General features: G+C 62.6%; 19 protein-coding genes and 1 tRNA gene. 5 read left to right on the top strand and 15 right to left on the bottom strand.

What is annotated here, in order from left to right:
- Positions 1–240 precede the first annotated feature (240 nt).
- Positions 241–1,476 (top strand): polyhydroxyalkanoate depolymerase, encoded by a 1,236-nt coding sequence (locus tag AC56LH_RS02080; RefSeq protein ID WP_499643616.1) that lies wholly within the window; start codon positions 241–243, stop codon positions 1,474–1,476.
- 64 nt (positions 1,477–1,540) lie between these two features.
- Here the strand turns inward: AC56LH_RS02080 and AC56LH_RS02075 are convergent, their stop codons facing one another.
- Positions 1,541–1,885: an RcnB family protein gene (locus AC56LH_RS02075; protein WP_499643614.1), complete on the bottom strand. Its 345-nt coding sequence runs from the start codon at positions 1,883–1,885 to the stop codon at positions 1,541–1,543.
- A 172-nt stretch (positions 1,886–2,057) separates the two neighbouring features.
- Here AC56LH_RS02075 and rsxB point away from each other — a divergent pair, with 172 nt between their 5' ends.
- Positions 2,058–2,735 (top strand): electron transport complex subunit RsxB, encoded by a 678-nt coding sequence (gene rsxB / locus AC56LH_RS02070; protein WP_499643612.1) that lies wholly within the window; start codon positions 2,058–2,060, stop codon positions 2,733–2,735.
- A gap of 5 nt (positions 2,736–2,740) precedes the next feature.
- The gene (gene nth, locus AC56LH_RS02065; RefSeq protein WP_499643610.1) at positions 2,741–3,448 is read left to right on the top strand and encodes an endonuclease III; all 708 of its coding nucleotides are present in this window, start codon (positions 2,741–2,743) and stop codon (positions 3,446–3,448) included.
- Here the strand turns inward: nth and AC56LH_RS02060 are convergent.
- The 7 genes from AC56LH_RS02060 to rplU form a co-directional block, all read right to left on the bottom strand.
- Positions 3,445–3,804: a nuclear transport factor 2 family protein gene (locus tag AC56LH_RS02060; RefSeq protein WP_499643608.1), complete on the bottom strand. Its 360-nt coding sequence runs from the start codon at positions 3,802–3,804 to the stop codon at positions 3,445–3,447. The two genes, nth and AC56LH_RS02060, sit on opposite strands and share 4 nt — an antisense overlap.
- A gap of 90 nt (positions 3,805–3,894) precedes the next feature.
- Positions 3,895–5,469, bottom strand: a complete 1,575-nt coding sequence (locus AC56LH_RS02055) for a methyl-accepting chemotaxis protein (protein WP_499643606.1) — start codon at positions 5,467–5,469, stop codon at positions 3,895–3,897.
- A gap of 155 nt (positions 5,470–5,624) precedes the next feature.
- Positions 5,625–6,743, bottom strand: coding sequence for a glutamate 5-kinase (proB, locus tag AC56LH_RS02050; RefSeq protein ID WP_499643604.1), 1,119 nt, complete (start codon positions 6,741–6,743; stop codon positions 5,625–5,627).
- The gene (locus AC56LH_RS02045) at positions 6,740–7,165 is read right to left on the bottom strand and encodes a hypothetical protein (RefSeq protein ID WP_499643602.1); all 426 of its coding nucleotides are present in this window, start codon (positions 7,163–7,165) and stop codon (positions 6,740–6,742) included. The genes proB and AC56LH_RS02045 overlap by 4 nt, the downstream gene beginning before the upstream one ends.
- 3 nt (positions 7,166–7,168) lie before the next feature.
- Positions 7,169–8,281 (bottom strand): Obg family GTPase CgtA, encoded by a 1,113-nt coding sequence (cgtA, locus tag AC56LH_RS02040; protein ID WP_183549345.1) that lies wholly within the window; start codon positions 8,279–8,281, stop codon positions 7,169–7,171.
- 109 nt (positions 8,282–8,390) lie between these two features.
- Entirely contained in the window at positions 8,391–8,672 is a 282-nt protein-coding gene (gene rpmA, locus AC56LH_RS02035) for a 50S ribosomal protein L27 (protein WP_183549343.1), read from the bottom strand.
- A gap of 42 nt (positions 8,673–8,714) precedes the next feature.
- On the bottom strand, positions 8,715–9,026 hold the full coding sequence (rplU, locus tag AC56LH_RS02030; protein ID WP_183549341.1) for a 50S ribosomal protein L21: 312 nt from the start codon (positions 9,024–9,026) through the stop codon (positions 8,715–8,717).
- A gap of 335 nt (positions 9,027–9,361) precedes the next feature.
- Here rplU and ispB point away from each other — a divergent pair, with 335 nt between their 5' ends.
- Together ispB and AC56LH_RS02020 are read left to right on the top strand one after the other, a co-directional pair.
- On the top strand, positions 9,362–10,291 hold the full coding sequence (ispB, locus tag AC56LH_RS02025; RefSeq protein WP_499581915.1) for an octaprenyl diphosphate synthase: 930 nt from the start codon (positions 9,362–9,364) through the stop codon (positions 10,289–10,291).
- Positions 10,292–10,344: 53 nt separating this feature from the next.
- Positions 10,345–10,421: transfer RNA gene (locus tag AC56LH_RS02020), tRNA-Pro, on the top strand.
- A 129-nt stretch (positions 10,422–10,550) separates the two neighbouring features.
- On the opposite strand, the gene AC56LH_RS02015 is transcribed toward AC56LH_RS02020, so the two are convergent.
- From AC56LH_RS02015 to AC56LH_RS01985, 7 genes are all read right to left on the bottom strand, one after another.
- A complete protein-coding gene (locus AC56LH_RS02015) occupies positions 10,551–10,880 on the bottom strand; it encodes a hypothetical protein (protein WP_499643600.1) in 330 nt (109 codons plus the stop codon).
- A 159-nt stretch (positions 10,881–11,039) separates the two neighbouring features.
- Positions 11,040–12,962: a DUF4832 domain-containing protein gene (locus tag AC56LH_RS02010; protein ID WP_499643598.1), complete on the bottom strand. Its 1,923-nt coding sequence runs from the start codon at positions 12,960–12,962 to the stop codon at positions 11,040–11,042.
- Positions 12,963–13,696: 734 nt separating this feature from the next.
- Complete coding sequence (locus AC56LH_RS02005) at positions 13,697–14,851, bottom strand: glycosyltransferase family 4 protein (protein WP_499643596.1); 1,155 nt, start codon at positions 14,849–14,851, stop codon at positions 13,697–13,699.
- A gap of 22 nt (positions 14,852–14,873) precedes the next feature.
- A complete protein-coding gene (locus AC56LH_RS02000) occupies positions 14,874–16,085 on the bottom strand; it encodes a hypothetical protein (RefSeq protein WP_499643594.1) in 1,212 nt (403 codons plus the stop codon).
- A gap of 23 nt (positions 16,086–16,108) precedes the next feature.
- Entirely contained in the window at positions 16,109–17,173 is a 1,065-nt protein-coding gene (locus AC56LH_RS01995; RefSeq protein WP_499643592.1) for a GNAT family N-acetyltransferase, read from the bottom strand.
- Positions 17,155–18,840: a GNAT family N-acetyltransferase gene (locus AC56LH_RS01990; RefSeq protein WP_499643590.1), complete on the bottom strand. Its 1,686-nt coding sequence runs from the start codon at positions 18,838–18,840 to the stop codon at positions 17,155–17,157. Before AC56LH_RS01990 ends, AC56LH_RS01995 begins: the two co-directional genes overlap by 19 nt.
- Positions 18,791–19,957 (bottom strand): glycosyltransferase family 4 protein, encoded by a 1,167-nt coding sequence (locus AC56LH_RS01985; protein ID WP_499643588.1) that lies wholly within the window; start codon positions 19,955–19,957, stop codon positions 18,791–18,793. The genes AC56LH_RS01990 and AC56LH_RS01985 overlap by 50 nt, the downstream gene beginning before the upstream one ends.
- Positions 19,958–19,969 lie beyond the last annotated feature (12 nt).

Genomic DNA, 19,969 nt, shown 5'->3' with positions numbered 1-19,969 from the left:
GCCACAGTCGTTCAGTAACATCGCAACGACAAGGTCCCGTTAAAACGCCCCGCATCGCGGGGCGTTTTGTTTTATGTGGGATGCCCAACGAAGCGCGCACGGGTAAATATGCTACAAGTGCAGCATGCTTCAGCATCAGGCCCGCTCAGGTTTCCACAAGCCAAAAGCAAATCCCCTATAATCGTTGAAGCTTCAACGCAAATCTTTTGCGGCGCGCGCAGTTAATAGAAGGATTTATTTATGCTTTACCAATTGCACGAAATGCAACGCTCCTTCCTGACCCCACTCATGCAGTGGGCTGAGGCGTCGTCGAAGATGTTTTCCAATCCCGTCTCGCCATTTGCACACACCCCGTTTTCGCAGCGGATCGCCGCCGGATACGAGCTGATGTACCGCCTGGGCAAGGAATATCAAAAGCCGGCCTTCGGCTTGAAGACCACCACTATCAAGGGCGAAGAAATCGGCATCGTCGAAGAGATCGTGCTCGAAAAGCCGTTCTGCCGTCTGCTGCACTTCAAGAAGGACTTGCCGGACGCCGGCATCGCCGCCCTCGCCCAGCCGACCGTGCTGCTCGTCGCGCCGCTGTCCGGCCACCATGCCACGCTGCTGCGCGACACGGTCAAGGCGCTGCTGGTCGACCATGACGTGTTCATCACCGATTGGACCGACGCGCGCATGGTGCCGTTGTCCGATGGCCCGTTCCACCTCGACAATTACATCTTCTACATCCAGGACTTCATCCGTCACCTGGGCCCGGACGTGCACGTGATTTCCGTGTGCCAGCCGACCGTGCCGGTGCTGGCCGCGATCGCGCTGATGGCAAGCGAGAAGGACGCCAAGCTGCCGAAGACGATGACGATGATGGGCGGCCCGATCGATCCGCGCAAATCGCCCACCGCCGTCAACGACCTGGCCGTCGAAAAGCCGTTCTCGTGGTTCGAGAACACCGTGATCTATTCGGTGCCGGGCAACTACCCCGGCTTTGGCCGCAAGGTGTATCCGGGCTTCCTGCAGCACGCCGGCTTCATCGCGATGAACCCGGGCCGCCACGCCCAGAGCCACCGCGAGTTCTACCAGCACCTGGTGCAGGGCGACGACGATTCGGCCGAATCGCACCGCCAGTTCTACGATGAATACAACGCCGTGCTCGACATGCCGGCCGAGTACTACCTGGACACGATCAAGACCGTGTTCCAGGACTTCAGTCTGCCAAAAGGCACATGGAACGTGGGCGGCAATCTGGTGCGTCCGCAGGATATCAAAACAGTGGCGTTGCTCACCGTCGAAGGCGAGCTGGACGATATCTCGGGTCTGGGCCAGACCAGCGCTGCGCACGATCTGTGCAGTGGCGTGCCGGCCGAGAAAAAACAGGCGTTTGTCGTCGAGAAAGCCGGTCACTACGGCATCTTCTCGGGCCGCCGCTGGCGCGAGATCGTGTGTCCGAAGATCACGCAATTCATCCGCGACAACAAATAAGCGACCGCTGAATGAACAATGCCATGGCAAGCGCCATGGCATTTTTTTTGTGCTGCCGGGACGCTCAGCGCCCCTGCACGACCTGCTCGACCCGGCCGGTCGCGATGGCCACAAGGGCGAAGCTGCGATCGGCCTGCACCCATTGATGCCCGCGTGGCGGCTTGGTCAGGCGCAGCTTGCGCCAGTCCTCGACTACGTACTGGACCGCCTGATAGCGTGCGGGCAGGCGCTCGCCACGGCGCAACTCGCCACTGGATTCCACGCTGCGGTACAGCGACGGCAGCTCGAGCGCCACCTCGGTATGCTCGGGCGGCGCCGTGGCATGGCTGTCCTTGGTGTTGCGCGTGTGCAGGTTGTCGCCTGCAGAAAAAATGGCAGCAAACAGCAACGGGGCGATCAATTCGTTCATGTCAGTCCTCGTCGGTGGATCGGTTTATAGTACAGCAGGTTACGGCCAACACCTCTGTTCGATTGCCCACGCACGTGATGCATCCGTTTCCACGCCATGCCGGCGCGCCGGGTTTCACCGCAGCGCCCGGCGTTTTGGCGGATAATGTCGGCTTTACCAGATCCGCCACACCGTGACCAAAGCCCTCGCCGACCAGCTCGAAGACCTGCTGCCGCAGACCCAGTGCACCAAGTGCGGCTATCCCGCGTGCCGTCCGTATGCGGAAGCGATCGCCAGCGGCGAAGCCGACATCAATCAGTGCCCGCCCGGCGGCATGGAGGGCGTGCGCCGCCTGGCCGCTGCGACGGGCCGCGCTGTCATCCCGATCAATCCGGCCAATGGCATCGAGCGTCCGCGCCCGGTGGCCTTCATCGACGAGGCGCTGTGTATCGGCTGCACGCTGTGCATCCAGGCGTGTCCGGTCGATGCGATCCTGGGCGCGGCCAAGCAGATGCACACGATCCTGCCGAGCCTGTGCACCGGTTGCGACCTGTGCGTGGCGCCCTGCCCGGTCGATTGCATCGCGATGGTACCGGTCACGGGCGAGCGCACCGGCTGGGATGCCTGGTCACAACCGGCTGCCGACGCGGCGCGCAGCCGCCACGACTTCCGCGAAGCGCGTCTGCGCCGCGAGCGCGACGAGAACGACGCGCGCCTGGCCGCCAAGGCCGTGCAAAAACTGCGTGAAGTCACCGCCGAAGCAACCAATACCCCCGAAGAGCTGGCAGAAAAAGAGCGCAAGCGCGCCATCATCGCCGCCGCCATGGAACGCGCGCGCCTGAAGGCTGCCGGCAACACCGACCCGACCTGACCTGCATGAATTCCGCCAAACGTTACGAGATTTTCACGCGCTTTCGCGCGGCCAACCCGACGCCCACCACCGAACTCGAATTTTCGACGCCGTTCGAATTGCTGATCGCGGTCCTGCTGTCGGCCCAGTCGACCGATGTCGGCGTGAACAAGGCCATGCGCCGTTTGTTCCCGGTGGCGAACACGCCGCAGGCGATCCTCGACCTGGGCATCGATGAGCTCAAGACCTATATCGCGACCATTGGCCTGTACAACACGAAGGCCAAGAACGTGATCGCTACCTGCCAGATCCTGGTGGAGCAGCATGGTGGTGAAGTACCGCCCGTGCGCGAAGCGCTCGAGGCGCTGCCGGGCGTTGGCCGCAAGACGGCGAACGTGGTGCTCAACACCGCCTTTGGCGAACCGACGATGGCGGTCGACACGCACATCTTCCGCGTCTCGAATCGCACCAAGATCGCGCCGGGCAAGAACGTCGACATCGTCGAACAGAAGCTGCTGAAGTTCGTGCCGAAGGAATTCTTGCACGATGCCCACCACTGGCTGATCCTGCACGGGCGCTACACCTGCGTGGCGCGCAAGCCCAAATGCTGGAATTGCCTGATTGCCGACCTGTGCGAGTTCAGGGACAAGACACCGGCGCCAGCGGGCGTACTCGAGCCAGCTGCCGTTGCGGCGGCCACGGCAGCCGAGGCCACGATACCTGCGGCAAGTTAAATCCGGGTCTCGCCAGTCGCGAACGACGCGCGCACGATGTGCCCGTCCACCACTTCGTAGACGCACAGCATCTCGACCGTGCCCTGCCCTTCAGGAAAGTTGCGGGTCACGATCTCGAGGTCGGTGACGAAGTTGCCCAGCACCGTGCGCGACAGCAGCCGCGCATGCAGGTCAGGCTCAAGAAAACGCTGTGCGTAGCGCGGCCGGATCTGGTCGTGACCGCGGGCCAGCAGGTCGCCGTGCAGCGCGAACTGCGCCGCATCCAGCGCATAGGTGGCCATCAGTGCATCGAGGTCTTTGGCATTGTAGGCGTCGAGCTGCGCCTGGACCACGGCGGAAGGTGAAAGTGGCGTCATCGGATGGTGGCTCACAAGGTGCGCCACCGGTTGTCGGGCCAGTCCCGACAATACGGGCGCGCGGGCATCTTACCGCGCACCCGGTTCGTGTCAAGCCGCCAGTGCCAGTTTGGTACGAGGCGGCGCCACGGCGCCGATTGGCTCTTCGACCTTGAACACGCTGACCACTTCCGTCAGCGCCACCGTCTGCTCGCGCAGCGATTGCGCCGCGGCGGCGGCCTGCTCGACCAGCGCCGCATTCTGCTGGGTCGTGACATCCATTTCGGTGACGGCCTGGTTGACCTGCGAGATGCCCTGGCTCTGCTCGCTGCTGGCGGCGCTGATCTCGGTGATGATGTCCATCACGCCGCGCACGCTGGTCAGGATTTCGCCCATGGTCACGCCAGCTTCACCGGCCAGGCGGTCGCCCGTTTCCACACAGGCCACCGATTCACCGATCAAATCCTTGATTTCTTTCGCCGCCGTGGCTGAGCGCTGCGCGAGAATGCGCACCTCGCCTGCCACGACCGCAAAGCCACGGCCCTGCTCGCCGGCGCGCGCCGCTTCGACCGCCGCGTTAAGCGCCAGGATATTGGTCTGAAACGCGATGCCATCGATGACGCCAATGATGTCGGTGATCTTGCGCGACGAGGCGCTGATCGACGCCATCGTGCCCACCACCTGCTCGACCACCTTGCCGCCCTTGACCGCCACATCGCAGGCAGACACGGCCAGCACGCTGGCCTGACGCGCATTGTCGGCGTTCTGGATGACGGTCGAGGTCAGTTCTTCCATCGACGACGCTGTCTCTTCGAGCGCGCCAGCCTGGCGCTCGGTGCGCGCCGACAAGTCGAGATTGCCCTGCGCGATTTCGCCGGACGCCACCGCGATGGTCTCGGCCCCGCCCCGCACTTCGAGCACGATGCGCTGCAGGCTGCCCGACATCTCCTTCAACGCCGTCAAGAGCTGGCCCGTTTCATCGTTGCTGCGCACCGTGATCGCGGTACGCAAGTCGCCCGCCGCCACACTGCGCGCGGCCTCGACCGCTTCGTCGAGCGGCCGCGTGATCGAACGCGACACCAGAATACCGGCGATCACGGCCACCACGGCGCCCACCAGCATCAGGCTATAGCTGAGCAGCGTGGCCTGTTTGCCGACCGCATCGGCCTGGGCCGCGCTTGCCAGGCTGACGGCCGACATCTTTTCCTGGGCCTGCACCAGCAGTTCGGCCGGGGCACGGTCCTTCCCCTTGACCGCCACATCGCCGGCGGCAGCATCGAAACCGGCCGCTTCGAAATCCTGGTAGCCGCGCCGGAAATCCGCACCCATGGTCGCGTGCGCCGCGCCGAACTGCGTGACCAGCGTACGCACTTCGCCTTCCGGCATGGCGTCCAGCAAGACCTTGACCTGCTGCGCCACTTCCGTTTCGTTCTTCTGGAACGCGTTCCAGTACTTGACGCGTTCGCTTTCCTGCTTGCCACGCAACAGGGTGTTCTTCCACTCCTGAACCTGTTTGCGGAAATGGGACAGCAGCGCTTGCACTTGCTGTGCCTGGCCTTCGGTGACCACCGCCTGGCGGTAGGTATCGACCGAGCTGTTCAGCTGCGCCATGCCGAAGAAGCCGGCGCAGGCGACGAGCAGGGTGACGGCAGCGAAACCCAGTGGTAATTTGCGACTCAATTTCATGGTGAACATCCTGAATATACGCACGACGCGCTCAAGCGCAGTGTATATCCAAGTCCAATGCTTGAATCCATACAGCAATATTTTTGGACGATTTGATGTACAAACCCGCCGTTACGTCAGATTGGCGCAACAGCGGGTGAGCGAGTGCTCGCTGCCTACAACAAGACCATATTGTCGCGATGGATGAGCTCAGGCCCTTCGACGAAGCCCAGGATACGCTCGATCTCGGTCGACGAATGACGCATGATGCGCCGCACTTCGCTGCTGGCGTAATTGGTCAGTCCACGCGCCAGCGGCTTGCCCGCTTCATCGACGCACGTGACGACCTGGCCACGACCGAACTCGCCCTTGACGGCGATGACGCCGATCGGCAGCAGTGACTTGCCTTCGCGCGTGAGCTTGGCTGCCGCGCCAGCGTCGATGACGACTTCACCGGTCGTGTGCAGATGGTCGACCATCCACTGGCGGCGCGCCGTCAGGCGGCCGGTCGGGGCCAGCAATTGCGTGCCGATCGCTTCGCCATTGGCAAGGCGCGTGAGGACATCCGGCTCGCGTCCCCAGGCGATCACGGTATGCGCGCCGGAACGCGCGGCGCGCTTGGCGGCCAGCACCTTGGTCAGCATACCGCCGCTGCCAATGCTGCTGCCGGCGCCGCCCGCCATGCTTTCCAGTGCCACGTCGCCGGCCTGGGCCTGTTCGATCAGGCGCGCATCGGGATGCTTGCGCGGGTCGCTCGAGTACAGGCCGGGCTGGTCGGTCAGGATGACGAGCGCATCGGCCTCGATCAGGTTGGCCACCAGCGCACCCAGGGTGTCGTTGTCGCCGAACTTGATCTCGTCGGTGACGACGGTATCGTTCTCGTTGATGATCGGCACCACCTTCAGACGCAGCAAGGTGGTGAGCGTCGAGCGCGCATTCAGATAGCGTTCGCGGTCGGCCAGGTCGGCATGCGTGAGCAGCACCTGGGCCGTCTGTACGCCGTGCGCGCGAAAGCTCGTCTCGTAGATTTGTGCCAGGCCCATCTGGCCACAGGCGGCGCACGCCTGCAGTTCATGGATGTCGTGCGGGCGCTTGGTGAAGCCCAGGCGCAGCATGCCTTCGGCAATCGCGCCCGAGCTGACCAGGACGACGTCCTTGCCAAGGGCGCGCAGCGCGGCAATCTGGGATGCCCAGCGGGCAATGGCGGTATGGTCCAGCCCCCTGCCCTCGTCCGTGACGAGGGAGGAGCCGACCTTGACGATGATGCGGGAAGCTTGTTGGAGAGCGGAGTTCATGGCGACAGGAATTTTCCCCGCGGTCGCAATGCGAGCAGGGCAATTCCTGCCAGCAGTTCAACTGCGCAGACAGCAAATAAGACCCCCGTGGGCAAGCCGATCGCAAAGGCCGCGACGAGGCGGCCGGCCGGCTGGGCCAGGAGGAACAAGGCAGTCAGGTCGCCCAGGATCGGCTGATTGCCGTGCCTGGCCGCCAACAGCGCCAACCCCGCGGTAGCGAGGCGGACGCCCACATAGATGGCGTAGAACTGGCTGTAGCCGTTCACGCCAACGAGAAACAAGCCCATCGCCGACGCAATACGGTCGGGATCGAGCAAGGCCGCCAGCGCAGCCAGCGAACTGACGGTCGCGACCAGTTGCAGCAGCTGGCCACGCAGCCAGGCGCGCGACCAGCTCAGGGTCTGATGAGCGCTGCCGGCCAAGGGTCAGTCTTCGAGGATCTTGAAACGTGGATCGTCCGGATCGATCGACGAAATACCGCGCGCTTCTTCGGTCATCGCGGTTTCTTCGGCGCGGTGCTCGGCGTGACGCTTTTCTTCCAGGTGCAGGTAGATCGCGTTGATCAGTTCCTGGCAACCTTCGCGGTTCAATGCCGAAATCTCGAACACCGGGCCCTTCCAGGCCAGGCGCTTGATCATGTCCTTGACGCGCTTCTTGCGCTCGGCTTCGTCCAGCACGTCAAGCTTGTTGAGCACGAGCCAGCGCGGCTTGTTCAGCAGCTCTTCGTCGTACTTTTCGAGTTCCTTGATCAGCGCCTTGGCTTCCTTGACCGGATCGATGTTCGCTTCGAACGACGACAGGTCGACGATGTGCAGCAGCAGGCCGGTGCGCGCCAGGTGACGCAGGAACTGGTGACCCAGGCCCGCACCTTCGGCGGCGCCTTCGATCAGACCCGGAATATCGGCCACGACAAAGCTTTTTTCGTGCGACACGCGCACCACGCCCAGGTTCGGGTGCAAGGTGGTGAACGGGTAATCGGCGATCTTCGGGCGCGCGTTCGAGACAGCGGTAATGAAGGTCGATTTACCGGCGTTCGGCATGCCCAGCAGGCCCACGTCCGCCAGAACTTTCAGTTCCAGGCGCAACGTGCGACGCTCGCCTTCCTTGCCTTCGGTCTTTTGACGCGGAGCGCGGTTGGTCGAACTTTTAAAGTGGATATTGCCCCAGCCGCCCTCGCCGCCTTTTGCGAGCAGTTCGGTCTGGCCATGTTCGGTCAGGTCGGCAATGATTTCGCCGTTGACATCGTCGATGATGAGCGTGCCAACCGGCATGCGCATATAGATATCTTCGGCACCCTTGCCGTAGCAATCCGAGCCGCGGCCCGGTTCGCCGTGCTTGCCGGTGTGGACTTTCGAATAGCGAAAGTCGACCAGCGTGTTGACGTTGCGGTCGGCAACCACAAAGATCGAACTGCCCGTGCCGCCATCGCCGCCGTCGGGACCGCCAAATGGGCGGAACTTTTCGCGCCGGAACGAGGCGCATCCGTTGCCGCCGTCGCCTCCGATGACTTCAATTTTTGCTTCGTCGATAAACTTCATGATTGTGACCGCTTAAAAACTAAAAAGGCCCTACCTTGGGCAGAGCCTTTCGATGGAAGGCTTGCGCCTTGCAAAGAAGCGCCGCTCGAAAGCGGCGCGAAATGCGCAATTACGCTGCGACTGCTTCCGCTGCTTCGTTAGCAACGACGGTCACGAATTGCTTCGAGCCCACGCCTTGCTTGACGAACTTGACGGTGCCAGTGACCAGCGCGAACAGGGTGTGATCCTTGCCCGTACCGACGCCGGTGCCGGCGCGCACTGGCGTGCCGCGCTGACGAATGATGATGCCGCCGGCATTGACTGCCTGGCCGCCGTAGACTTTCACGCCAAGGCGCTTGCTTTCTGAGTCACGGCCGTTGCGGGTAGTACCGCCGCCTTTTTTGTGTGCCATTTATTTACTCCTGGATGACGTTGCTGGGAACCGGAACGGGGATTAGCCGTTGATCGAAACGATCTGGATTTCGGTGAAGTTTTGGCGATGGCCCATACGCTTCTGGTAGTGCTTACGACGACGCATCTTGAAGATACGCACTTTGTCGTGGCGACCCTGCGAAACCACTTTCACCAGCACCGTTGCACCTTCGACCAGCGGAGCACCAAACTTGATGCTTTCGCCTTCGCCGAGGGCGAGGACCTGATCGATCGTGAGTTCGGAACCAATGTCTGCCGGTATCTGTTCTACTTTAAGTTTTTCACCAGCGACAACTTTGTATTGCTTGCCACCGGTTTTTATGACCGCGTACATGATTTGAAACCTCATCAAATGTTAAAAGAACCCCTCGGCGCGTCGTCCTGCGCTTGTAACGCTGAACTATTCTTAAGCCGGGGAACAGAGGATTATACATAAGTGCGTGCACTGCGTCAAAGGCATTCAACACCCTGTTCACGGCGTGCATCGATGCCAGCGCAAGCCTGACCCGCCTTGCGGCGAATGCGTCCCCGTCAGCCCGACGGTTCCCCCTCCCATGACGTATAATCGCCCCACTCTTATAGTTAACCCAACGCTCACGCAGGTCAGCCTTGTCAGCCGCTACCCAACACGCCCAACAGAACACCATCGTCCAGTCGATCGCGCCCGATATGGAGGCCGTCAACACGGTGATCCGCCAGCGGCTGCATTCCGAAGTCACGCTGGTCAACCAGATCGCCGAGTACATCATCAGTGCCGGCGGCAAGCGCATCCGTCCGGTATTGGTGCTGCTGCTGGCCAATGCCTACGGCTACCGGGGCACCGCGCACCACGAGCTGGCCGCCGTCGTCGAATTCATCCACACCGCCACGCTGCTGCATGACGACGTCGTCGACGAATCGTCGATGCGCCGTGGCCGCCAGACCGCCAACGCCCTGTTCGGCAACGCCGCCTCGGTGCTGGTGGGCGACTTCCTTTACTCGCGCGCGTTCCAGATGATGGTTGGCCTGGACAGCATGCGCATCATGCAGATCCTGTCCGACGCCACCAATGTGATCGCCGAAGGCGAAGTACTGCAACTGCTGAACATGCACGACCCGGACGTGACCGAAGCGAGCTACCTGCTCGTGATCCGCTCCAAGACTGCCAAGCTGTTCGAAGCCGCCGCCGAACTGGGCGCACTGATCGCCGGCGCGAATGACGCGCAGATCGCTGCGGCCGGCGAATACGGCCGCTCGCTGGGCACCGCATTCCAGCTGATCGACGACGTGCTCGACTACGCTGGCGACGCCGCCGAAATCGGCAAAAACCTGGGAGACGACCTGCGCGAAGGCAAGCCGACCCTGCCCCTGATCTGGCTGATGGAACACGGCACCCAGGAACAACGTGAACTGGTGCGCAGCTGCATCGAGCAAGGCGACGAAGCCCAATTCGACGCCGTGCTGGCGGCCGTGACGTCGAGCGGCGCGCTCGATTACACGCGCGCACAGGCCGAACAGGCAGCGCGCCGGGCGTCCGAAGCGATTGCCGGCTTGCCCGACAGCGTGTTCAAGAACAGCCTGCTGCAACTGAGCAGCTTCGCCGTTGACAGGAACCACTGAGCGATTTTATAGTACGACCATCCCGGGGTGCTTGTACGTACACCCCGAACCGTCGGGGTGTAGCTTAGCCCGGTAGAGCGCTACGTTCGGGACGTAGAGGCCGGAGGTTCGAATCCTCTCACCCCGACCAGTGAACAAAAAGCCAGACGAGGCGTCAGCCAGTCTGGCTTTTCATTTGCCTACGCCTGGATCGGTGCTCGTCTTGCGCGATACCGGGCCGCGTCACGTTGTGGTTGTCGTCATGCTGCAATGGCAGCGTTCACAGCATCAGAACCCGTTTCCTTCCGCAGCAATACACGCCATGGTAGTACTGCGAATTTTTACCGCAAACGACACACCCGAATTCCGGCACGCCAGGCGGCTTCGATTTATACGCCTTGACCTCGACGCCATTGGCGTCCCAGGTCGTTCCCATCAATTCAAAGCCCGCGGCACTGGCCTCAGATGCCGACGCCGCTTCATACGCCAGAAATAACACGGTTTCACGCTTGCTGGTGGCGCTGTATTCCGCCGCCCGTGCCTGCCATGAGGCAAAACTGTTCATCGTGTGCTGTCCTGGTCTGAAAGGTGGTCCGATGCGGTCGATCAACCACAAGTTGCCAGTCTACACCAGTGCCGTGCCGCCGACGTTCAGGCGCCGGCCGCCGCCGACAAATTCAACACCGTCAGCCCCGCCAGAAAAGCCAGACCGGCAACCCGGCCTGGCTTTTTTTATTGCCTGCCTTTCAGTATCAGGCCGCGATGCTGCTTATGGTGCAACGCCAACCGTGTGTTGCAGGTTGTTGAACCCGGTCGATGCTTCCCAGGTGTTGCTGTTGGCCAGCTGGATCGCGTACTCCGGCCGGTCGCGCAGCGACGCCTGTGGATCCGGCAGGTTCAGCAGCACCGCGTAGGAACCGGCTGGCATATTGGCCGGCAGCGCCACGGTCTGGTTGATCGTCACGGTCTGGTTCGACAACCAATGGCGCGGGTCGGTTGCCAGCTTCACGCGGTAGTTTGTGCCGCTCGCCGTATTGCGGAACACGAGCTCTACGTCGCGGCTGTTGAATGGCGCCGACCAGCCCTCGTTCTGCAACTGCAGGTTGACGACGAAGCCGCCACCCGGTTTCGCCGTGCGCGAGAACGCGCCGCTCTTGAGTACGAAACGGTAGCCCAGCTTCTGCTTGACCTGGGTGAAGCAACCTTGCGTTTTCCAGTTGTTCAGCACCGTCGTGTTGTAGTCCAGGTTCAGGTACGACCAGTGGAAGCGGCCCATTTCGGCAACTGCAGTCGGGCAATCGCTGCGCGGCGGCGCATAGTTGCAGGTCTCGCCGCCCGATGGGACATAGTTCGTTTCGGCCGCCAGGTACGGGAACTCCACCGATGGATTGATGTAGGTGCCGTAGTCCGATGCGTTGGACAGGAAGCAATCGTTGTGGTGACCCAGGCGTGCCTTGGCCGAACCGTTGTAGGCCTCGCTCGCGGTCAGGGCGGTCGGGGTATACAGCTTAGTTTTGAACAGGGGCATGCGCAACTGCACCATGCGTTCGGCCGGCACCACGTCGAGCAGCTTGTCGACCACCGATTTGCGGTCAGCAATGTTCTTGGCGGTCATGTTGTAGCTGTCGCCATAGTTGTTGGTGTTGCCCCACTCCCCCCACGCACCGATCAGGCCGGCCTGCACGACAGCGATGATGTCCTTGTTGGCTGTCAGGTACGGCGCCAGCTGTGTCAGGTGGGTGTTGACCATCGCCGGGGTCGCATCGACCGGCGAGTTGTTGTCGTTGTAGGCGAAGCGGACGATGGCTTTCAGGCCAGCCTTGCGCACCGTGTCCATCTGTTGCTGGAACAGATTGAGCGTGGACTGGCTGATCGGCGCGTTGACGAAGCTGCGCAGATAGAACACGCACAGCATCAGCGATTCGCCACCCGAGGTGCGGAAGCTCGTCAGTTGCGACTGGCTCAGCGGTGTTTCGCAACCGACGTGGCGGTAAAAGCCGCGCTCCGGGTTGGTGATGACCGCGGTGCTGGCGGTGTAGTTCACTGGCACCGTGGTGCCCGGGGCTGGCGTCGGCGTTGGTGTCGGGGTCGGCGTTGGCGTTGGCGTCGGCGTTGGTGTCGGCGTTGGTGTCGGCGTCGGGGTCGGCGTCGGGGTTGGCGTTGGCGTTGGCGTTGGCGTTGGGGCCGGGGTCGACTTGATGATCGACAGTTTCAGGATCGGTGAGAGCTGTGCTGGCGGATCGGTCTGGGTAATGACGCTGATGTCGGTGGCGCCGCCCAGATCGGCACGGGTCACTGTCATCGTCGCCTCGTTATTGGCCAGCGCGTACGGGACGGTTTTGACGAAGGTCCAGGTCCATGCGCCATTGCTGCCGCTGTAGCGATACAGGCGGCCGTTCTCGATCATGTAGCCGGCGCCGACGCCGTTATAGGCATAACCGGTCGTGGTGACGGCATCGTTATCGATGAAGACGCGCACCCAGGTCGGCGTGCCGGCATAACGGATGCGAATACTGACATTGGCGCCGTCGCTGCTTGCCGTCGTCGGGCCTGCCGTGATCAGGGCTGACGCCATCGGCGCAGCGGTAGCAGCCGACATCAGCACCGGGCTGGAAATGAGTCCGGCGCACAGCAGTGCGAGTCCAATGGGACGACGGATCGAAGGAATGGAAGTGATGTTAACCTGTGACATGTGAGAATCGCTTTATATAAAAATCCAACTACTGGCGCGTGACGATCCAGCCGCCGCTTGCAGCGCAAGTGGCAGGAACCATCCGCAGACGAAGGCGTGACAATCCCGCTGCCGCCCGAATGGGAGTGCAGGGATATCCGCAGGACCTGCTGAAAAGACCAGCTGGATCGACGGGCGATCAACTGGTGACGGGGCAGCGCCGGTCAGGCGCTATGGTGGTCAACCGGCGACGAGAAGACGGGTTGTCTTCCCACTACATGACGCGAGAGAGCGCACACAGAAATCCCCTGCCGGGTCTTCCGTGACTACAACAACGTGCTATCGATCATGGCATCTCCTAATTTCCTGGAATCAAGAACCCGTTTGAGTTTCCTCAAAGCGATTGGTTCCAAGAATTAAAAAAAAATTCCTTGAAAAAAGTCTTGGAGTTCACTTTATGGCAAGCCAATCACGTGCATTGGCTTGCAAAAGTTCAGCTCCAACGTTTGGCGTGTGTCAGAAAAGTGCCTCTTAAAAATTCAAACACTGGCGTTGGAGATGCCTTAAGCAAATAAGTTCCCAAAATATTTTTCTTCGGGAAAACTGAGACGATGCAACATTGCATCAAGCGCATTTATTTTGGGAATTTTTGGACGTGACGTAGCCGCCGCAAGGTGACGGCTGGGAGAGGATCGACGGATCGGGGAATGACAGAGAGGTGTTACTGCTTCTGGCGCATCAGGAAGCTGCGTGGATCACCGCGCGGTCATGTCAAGCTCAGCATCGACGCCCTGCACACACGTCGACCCGGTGAACACTGCTTCCCATCTGCGCGATATCTTGGCCATCGAGAACCGCTCGCGCGCATCGACGGCGCGCTGCGCGAACGCTGCCCGTGTGTGCGCGTTACGCATCAACATATCGAGCGACGACACCATGCCATCGACATCGCCTGGCGCCACCAGCAGACCATCGATTCCGTGACGGATGATGTCGCGGGGGCCGGTGTCACAGTCAAAGCTCACCGCCGGCACGCCATACGCCATGGCTTCGACCAGCGTGTTCGGGAAACCCTCGAAATGCGAACTCATCGCGTAGAGACTGGCCTGCGCATACCAGTCGCCGATATTGCCGACACTGCCCGGCAAGAACACGCGCTGCGCCAGTGCGCCAGAGCGCACCTGCGCAGCCAGCGCAGCGCGCTGCGGCCCCTCGCCCAGGATGACGAGATCCCAGTCCGGGTGCGCGGGTGCCAGTTGGGCAAAGATGGCAATCAGGGTCGTGAAGTTCTTCTCTTCGCTGAGCCGGCCAACACCGAGCAGGATCTGCCGGCCGGGCGCGCACGAGAGCGCGGGACTGACCTGCGGCGCATGCTGCGACAACGGCCACACGACGGGATTCGGAATCACGGGAACGCGCCGTGCGTGGGAATAACGTTCCAGCCAGTGCGCGCATTCGTGGGTCAGCGCGACGACGGCGTGCAAGTGGCCATAGGCATGACGCCGCAATGTTTCCCAGATCACGCCCATCGGCGCCTTGGGCGGAAAATTGTGCTCGGAGCCAACCGTGCGCACGCCCGGTAGTCCATGTGCCGCCAGCGCCAGCACGACATTGGCCGTGTGCATGGCAGACAAGGCCACAGTGGGCTGCAGGTCGCGCAGCACCCGGCGCAGCGCGCGCGCGCGCCTGGCCGTGCGCACGACACCGGCCAGCACGCCTTTGCTGTGGCCGGTGAGGTCAAGGCAGCGGCGCCCCACGCCGGGATCCAGCACATAGAAATCACACGCCCGGGGGGCGACGGTCACCACCGTGACGGCCCAGCCGAGCGACGCCCAGTAGTTGGCCAGGTTGGCGACCACGCGCTCGGCGCCACCATTTTCGAGGGAGTGAATATAGATCAGCAAGCGCATCGTCGACCATCGCCTCCGGGTTTCATTGCACCAGCAACAGCATGTGGCCGGAACGCGCCTGCTGCGCCAGATGACGATCAAGGCAGACCGTGCCGGGCGCGCTGCTGGCCGATGGATTGGCCACGACGCGGCCGTCGAAGTCGCCGGTGATCGTGCCATGCAGCGCGATCGCGTCCCACACCCGGGCGGTGGTCGCCTTGACGAAGCGGGCTTCGTGGTCGAACAGGAACAGGATCGTGCCAGCGCCGGCATTGTCGAGATGGACCGTGGCATCGACATTGCGCATCGCGCCGCCCGGCTCATCGCCCTGGTGATAGAAGTGCACGTAGCTGTCGTGGATGCCCGCGCCCGAGGCTGCGAGCGCGACCCGCACGTTCTCGACATTACCCACGCTCGCGCCACCGCAGACCAGCGCAATCAGTCCATTGCTGCCGGGCCAGTACGCGGTACTGGACACCGTCATGCGGATGTCGGCATTGCGCAGCGCAGAGGCGATGATGCCGCGCCGCACGTTGTGGCACACGAGGTCAACATCGACGTTATCCCTGATAAAACTGGCGCCCACGCCGTAATATGCGTGGCGCACTTCGCCATGCACCCGGATATTCGACAGAAAGCGCCGGGTGACAGCGTTGTTCTGCGACGAGAGCAGACTCACGACCCGTTCGGCGTAACAATCGACCATCGTGAAGCCGCGGCTCGGCCGGTCCGCCTGCAGGCCGACGCACACCATGCCGCGCCAGTCGGGCCGGGGATCGAAGCCTGCATCGGTAAAACTGGCGCCAGCAATCGTGATGTTCTGAAAATTAAAAAAGTAGAACAGATTGGGCACGACATTGGCTGACGTCGTGACCACAAACAGGGCGCCGTATGCCGAGATGGCAATGTCACGCGCATCACGGCACAGGACGAGCGTGGCGGCGTCGGCACACTTGCCAAAATCGTAGACGCCGCGCGGGACGACCAAGGTGCCGCCGCCCTGCCCCGCCAGGTCAGCGAGCGCATGGCGAAACGCCAGCACCAGTGCTGCCGCCCGCGCACCAGGTACACCGCCGTAATCGGCCAGGTTGACGGTGGCCGGCGGCACCATGGCGGCTTTGATGCCGCCCACCTTGCTGCGCCGTGGCTGGCCCCCTGTCGCATCGCCAAGCGGAGCGGGCAACAACGCCGCCGCCGCGCCCAGGGTAGCGCCACGCAGCAGCAGGTGACGCCGCTTTGTTGACAGGCTCTTCATCTGGTGACCATGCGGGCAGAGTGTCACTTGTGGCGCTGTAACAGGCAGAACGACTTGACCACGAGCCGGGCCCACCGCGTGTGCTTGTGCTGGTGCACCAGATGCTTGGCCGATCGCAGGGCGGCAGCGAGCGTGACGCCGATCGCATGACCGATATGGCGCATCAGCTTCGCGGATGAACGGTAGACATGCACTTCGTCCATGTCGAATGGGACACCCAGCAAGCGCTCCTTGAAGGCGAACACGCCCCCGCCCAGATAGAACCTGGTTCCGCCGCGCACGATGCTTTCGCAGATCGTCAGGTAGACACACAATTTGCCAAGCCCGAACTTTTCATACTGCGGGTCGTACCCCATGGCGTCGCCGAAAAAGCTGGTGCCCACCTGGTAATTGACGGAGCCGGCGCAGACGCGGCCATCGATCAGGATCACGTGCACGAACCCGCACAGCCTTGCCAGCCGGACAAGCCGCGCCACGTCATAGAAAAACACGGCGTCGCCGGCATTGATCTTTCGTTCACTCAACGCCACGATCGCCCGGATATGGTCTTCGTCGATATCGTCGTTGACGAAAAAGCGCGACTGGAACGACGGGAAGTGACGCCGGATGCCATTGCGGCCCTGGTGGATGCTGGCGCGCGTGGACTTGCCGATGCGCGCTGTGTAGGCCTCGGGCGTGGCGGGCAGCGTGATGACATAGCTGCCCTTGGCCCGGTATTGTTGCACCGGGAACGGGAGCTCTCGGGCCGGCGTCTTGAGCGCCTTGAAGCTGATGACGTCGATCTGCGGAAAATGTGCGAAGACATACGCCACGAAGCGCGTCATCTCGGCCTGCCCGATCTCGATCATTTCGTTGATCACGTCGATCCGGTGACCGCTAAAGGTGAACAGCAAGACCGTGCTGGGCGCGCCGGCACACCGGGCCAGATAGCAGCTGGCACCTTCGATCGACCTGAATACCTTGAAAAATGCCAGCGACGAATGCAGCGAGGCGTAGGTCGTCACCAGTGCCTCTTCGACACCGGCCGGAATCTGCCCGACGTGGCAGGTGATGCTGTCGGCAGGGGAACTCAATGCGCTTGCATGCATGCCGGTTGCTCCTGTTGGGGGTTGAGCCCGCTGAAACCACAGCGCGCGAGGCTTTCGTCGAGTTCAGCGCTGAGGCTGCCCTGGTAGTGAATCGACGCATGCGGATTGCGGCGCAGGATGTCCTGCACTACTCCTGCGATAAATCCTTCGACCAGATCGGACTGCCGGCATTGCCGATGCACGTACAAGCCGGACAGGACGATGGTGGTGCCCGCCGTGTCGTCTCTGGCCCAGCACAGCAGGCCCAGCCGGTTGTCCCGGACCAGACTGTAGACATGCTCGGCGCGCTCCATCCGCTTCATGACCGTGTTCATGAACGCGCTGTACGCCCATCGCGCCCCTCCGGCGTCAAACTGCAGCACGTCGGGCACGCTGTCGCGGGACGGCAGCCACGCGCCTGCGCCCGCGCGGAAAGCGCCGGGCCGAAGGACGCGCGAGACGGCCTCGGGACGGACGCGGCGCTGCCTCCACGCAGCAGCGAGACTCGCGGGGCGCCACGTGCGAACGCATTGCACGATCGCGAGCAGGTCATGGTGACGCCAGCCGACCCTGGTCGCCAGTGACTTGGCAGCATCAACCAGGCGCTGACGCGCCGCCGTCAGCAAGAAGCTGCGCAGGTCGCGGTGGACCGTCAGTGCCGAAACATGATCGTGGTCCGTGGCGAAATGCTCTTTGTATCCGTCGCCGCCCGGCGTCAGGTCGAGCAACGGCAGCTGCTGCGCCGCGAGATGCTCGCCCAGCATGGCCAACAATAAATTTCCTGGCGAGTGAGCGGCCGTGGCCGGGTGATAGGTGTTGATCCCCAGGTGCACGGCGCGGCCCGCGCTCAACAGGCCGATGTGGGATGCGGCAACCTCCCCGCCCACGGTCAGGATCGTCACGTGCAGCAGCCCACGCCGATGCAGTGCGATATAAAACGGTTTTTTTGCCGCATCGAGTGAGAACGGCCTTGCGCGGTACAGGGCCGCCTGCCGGAAATCGTACTGGTCGCAGATGGTGTCGATCACTCGCAAGAACTGGTCATGCTCGGTGACCTGCTCGAACTGCACCGCGCCCAGCCGGCCCAGGCGATTGACGTTCTGCCGGTGATTCTTCTTGTTGCGCTGCCGGCGCATCGCGACCGGGTCGATCCGCATCAGTGGCCGGCGCACGGTGCGCAGCGTGCACCACCGGCCAGCAGCGCCCGCTTCATTTCGCCAGGCATCGAGCCAGGACAGCGGTGTGCCGGCCGGCAGGTAACCCAGCGCGAGTTCGGCGCGCGGCAGATGCGCGCGGATGGCGCGCAGCGCAGCCGTGATGAATGCTGCGCCAGCCGCCGGGAGCTGCAGCCAGCCCTGGTATTCGGCATGTCGTTCGCCGGCACCGGCAAGACGCTGGCCCTTCTCGTCCAGAGCCAGTGTCAACAGGCCGACCAATGCGCCATCATCGGTTTGCCCGATGACGACCACGGGCACGAACAGTGGCTGGTACAAGTCGTACCATGGCACGACAAAATCCGCATGCTGGCACGAAGTCGCCCACGGGCAGACGGCATGCAGCGCCATCCACGCCGTCACGAACGCGTGTGCGCGGATGTGTTCCAGTGCGGCGGCGCCGGTCAGTAAACGCAGCGTCATATCAGACTTGCGCCGTGGTTTCGATGCCCTGCACGGCAGGGGCGTGCGCACTGGCTTCAATCTGCCGCAGCGCGTGCAGGTAGCGCGCAATCACGACGTTTTCATCGAACTGCGCGACGACCTTGTTTCTGCCAGCCTGGCCCATGGCCAGGCGCTGCGCAGGCGCGAGGCCCACCATCTCGACCATCCTGGCGGCCAGGTCGCCCGCATCCTTTACCTTGCACAGCAAGCCGTTGGCCTGATGCTCGACGATATCCTTGCAGCCGGCCACATTGGTGGCGATGATCGGGCGCCCCATGGCCGCCGCCTCGAGCAGCGTATGCGGCACGCCCTCGCGGTACGACGGCAACACGACGCAATCGGCACGCGCCAGATGGGGCCGGACATCGTCGGCCTCTTTCAGATACTCGATCAGCCCGCTGCTGTCCCAGCCCGCGATCCGTTCGAACGGGATCGAGTTCGGATTGTGCGCATCCACCGGGCCCAGCAGCTGGAACTGCACCTCGGGCAATTGCTGACGCACGATGCGCGCGGCGGCGGCGTATTCCTCGACGCCTTTATCCCGCAGCATCCTGGCCACCAGCAAGAACCGAAACGCTGCGGCTGCGGGTTGCTGCGCCGGATAGGGCTGGAAGCGCTGCAGGTCGATCCCGGAGCCGGGCAACACTTCCGCCACACCGGGCCGCGTCAGGCCCGCGTCGACGAACAGCTTGCAATCGTCGGCATTCTGGAAGAACACCCGATGCGATCGTCTGAGCGAGCTGCGATACAGCCGCTTGACGAGGCAGGTCAGCAGTGAGTTGTTGATGAAGGTCGCTCCGAGCCCGGCGATATTGTTGATGACGGGAATACCGAGCCCATGCGCAGCGATCGATCCATAGATGTTCGGCTTGATCGTGTAACCCAGGTAGGCCAGCGGGCGCACCGATTGCAACACGCGCCAATACTTGACCAGCAGCGACAAGTCGCGGCTGGGACTGGTGCCGTTGTTGTCCATCGAAATCGTCTTGAAACGACACCCGAGCGATGCCAGCCGGGGTGCATAGGTGTCGGCGGGCGCCATCACCATGACGTCGTAGCCTTGCGCGATCAGCGCCTTGACCAGACCGGCGCGAAAATTGTGGATGTTCCAGGCGGTATTGACCGAAATAACGATTTTCTTGTTCATGATGTGCATCCT

This window comes from Telluria sp. LT1R51-2 (assembly GCF_059685775.1).
This window is presented reverse-complemented; position numbering and strand designations above follow the sequence as displayed.